Genomic DNA, 269 nt, shown 5'->3' with positions numbered 1-269 from the left:
CGTCCTTGGAGTCCACCGCACCGTCCGTCAGGACAACCGGGATCTTGGCGTCCTTGGCCTCCTTGAGCACCGTGTCCCAGCCGGACTCGACCACCGGCGAGAAGGCGATGACGTCCACCTTCTGCTGGATGAACGAGCGGATCGCCTTGATCTGGTTCTCCTGCTTCTGCTGAGCATCGGAGAACTTGAGGTTGATCCCGGCCTTCTTGGCCGCGTCCTGGACCGACTTGGTGTTGGCGGTGCGCCAGCCGCTCTCCGCACCGACCTGG

1 protein-coding gene is annotated in these 269 nt (G+C 63.9%); it reads right to left on the bottom strand.

Going from position 1 to position 269, the window contains the following annotated elements; genetic code table 11:
- The coding region (locus tag ABD323_RS44730; RefSeq protein ID WP_344447695.1) for a substrate-binding domain-containing protein at positions 1–269 on the bottom strand (269 nt) is incomplete at both ends.

The organism is Kitasatospora nipponensis (assembly GCF_039528135.1).
Lineage (GTDB): Bacteria > Actinomycetota > Actinomycetes > Streptomycetales > Streptomycetaceae > Kitasatospora > Kitasatospora nipponensis.
This window is presented reverse-complemented; position numbering and strand designations above follow the sequence as displayed.